General features: G+C 32.6%; 2 protein-coding genes. Both read right to left on the bottom strand.

Going from position 1 to position 2,540, the window contains the following annotated elements:
* Window positions 1–120 precede the first annotated feature (120 nt).
* A complete protein-coding gene (locus JQM81_RS13330) occupies window positions 121–384 on the bottom strand; it encodes a hypothetical protein (RefSeq protein WP_235234290.1) in 264 nt (87 codons plus the stop codon).
* A gap of 256 nt (window positions 385–640) precedes the next feature.
* On the bottom strand, window positions 641–2,540 hold a 1,900-nt coding region (locus JQM81_RS13325), incomplete at its 5' end, for a glycosyltransferase (protein WP_235234288.1).

The following is a 2,540-nucleotide window of genomic DNA, read 5'->3' as shown; positions in this document are numbered from 1 at the left end:
CAGGGTGCATAGTTACATTTTAAGAATTTATGATAAAGGTTTCCACCAACGGAATGGTGGTTTCCTTAAAAACGGATTTGCGGTTTCCTAAGTCCGGACAGCAGGGACACGGCCCCCGGATTATTCAATAGCTTCTTTGTATAGTATTTCACAAAACGTCTGAATGTCGGCTGCACCACCTTTACTAAATACTTCAGAAGGATATGTCATTCCACGTTTGTTATACACCTTAACCAGCTTACTTACAACCGTTGATTTATCATTTCCCAATTCACTTGATCCCATAATCGAAGTAACTCCTGTATAAGACAACATACCTAACGGAGCCTGCTTATTATTGAAGAAATACCACTCTCCGTTAATCTCCTTATATCCGGTACACATTGCCCCAACGGCTCATCTATAGTAAATGCAGGACAATCACACAGTGCATCCAAAGAAACATTCCCGAACTCAGTAACCTGCTCGGCAAAGAGATTTACAGATAATAAACGCTAAACGAAAGCCTCTTATACAATGAAAGTCCGGCCAGCAATTGATTTCCACATATCAATTCCAAGAAAACAATATAAATATAATTTAGTAATATCACCTAATATTATTGCACGTAAGACATTTTCAATTGTAATTACAATTTTTATTATCGTCTAAATTGATTTTTCCAAAGTTCAATTTCTTTCAATGGAATCGTAATTTTTGTTTTTCTCTCTTCAAAAATTATACTTTCTAATTTATCCTTTATTTCATTTCTCTCTAAAATTGGTAAGTTAGTATCCAGAGCTATCGCTCTGGCTCTATTATCTATTGCAATAATACATGAACGATGAAAATAATTTAAACTCCTTATTCCTGCATGAAGCCTCGTTCCAATATAATCTAATTCGAACTTCTTTAATATGCTATCTAATTCCTTCAATGATGGAGGGATAATGATATAATCATCCAAATCAACAATTTCACAAAGATATTCATAATCCTTTTGTCCTTGAATCCAAATAAATACATTATCATAATGTTTTTTCAAAACAGATAACATTAAGCTATCTTTTTCCCTATCTTTCATATAATCTGTCACCGTTGTTAAAACATTACTAGCTTTTTTTGTTGGAATTCGTGCACAATGCTCTGGTGTTAATCTCCACATTGTCGGACATCCAGTATTTAGTATGTTTTTGACTCCAATTTGTTCTAAACGCATTTTCGTCTGTTCGTCTCTCACTGAATGAATACACTTTGAATCTAAAATGAAACGTAAAAAGAGCTTTGTATAATTACTCATAGGGAGCTCAATCCCTAACTGTTGCATTCCAACTCCTAATAAACAGATTTTTTTATAATTAGCAATGTCTTGAGGTAACGCCCATTGTTTTGAATTCTCCATTCTTGTATAGATTAAATTAGTACCACATAGAATCTTGAAATATGATTCTATGTGTTCTGAATGTTCATCATATATATGGGTTGGTATATGTACAAAATCTGTATTCGGTAACACGGTTTTGCAAACAGAAGTACAATAATCCATAATTATCTCATCTTCAACGTTATCAGACCCTTTTGCCGTATCCAAAAGAACTACTTTACTCTTATCAGTTCTTGTGAAAGAAAAAGCTTTTTTTAGACTTGCTTTTACCAATTCAATCTTTTTTTCTTCAAATGACTTTTCTTTCAATTGCTGATCATAGAAATGTTTAGCATTACCCCACTTATTTAAATCCAATTTTGGACAAATCACTTGTTTCTTTTCTATACATGTCTCTAGAAAAGCTATATAATTATCAAATGTAAGTTCATCCACATACGTTTTTGCATTCCTTACCATATCTGAATAATCTTCTCTTGCCTCTATTAGACATCTCGAAGCCAATACAAATTTATTCAAATCAAAATCATCTATTAATATTCCTCTTCTTTCGGATAACATTATCTGTATTCCGCCTGTACCAGAGAAGCCAACTATTGGCACCCCGTTCTTCATTGCTTCTAATACAGTAGACGGGAAAGGATCTTCTCTGGACATTGCCCAAAATATATTGGCTCTCTGCAAAAGGCTCCTATATTTGTGAGTATCTTTAATAAATGGAATAAAGTGTATATTTTCATCAACACCACTCCTTTCCATCTGATTTTTAACCCAACATTCTAACTCTGGACTATTAAAATCTCCTGTCCAGATAAAATGTATATTTTTTTTCTGACAATTCTTAAATAACATAATAGCAGCATCAACAAATAAATCTACACCTTTTCTCAATTCACAGGTTCCCGAACTCATTATAACCACATCATTGGCTTGTATGTTATACTCCTCCAAATTAAAACTATATGAATTTATACTTTCTTTTTTATCATCCAAATAAACTCCCTGCGCTTGAATTAAACATTTTCCCTTCAAATCAGGAAATAAATCATTAAAATCATTTTTCACTATTTGATTAGGAAATACAATATAATCTGCATACCGTGCAATTTTCTCTCCGTATTTTTTTAATCCATAGAATTCAATAGTAGCTTTCATTTCGTGAATCAAAGAAATAACC

Source organism: Faecalicatena contorta, from assembly GCF_021531895.1.
Classification (GTDB): Bacteria; Bacillota; Clostridia; order Lachnospirales; family Lachnospiraceae; genus JAFBIX01.
The sequence above is the reverse complement of the archived record's forward strand: the minus strand, read 5'-3'. Positions and strand labels throughout refer to the sequence as shown.

What these genes read in the sequence shown, in the direction of transcription:
- JQM81_RS13330 (WP_235234290.1), bottom strand. Translation starts at nt 384, where the DNA reads ATGTGTACCGGATATAAGGAGATTAACGGAGAGTGGTATTTCTTCAAT.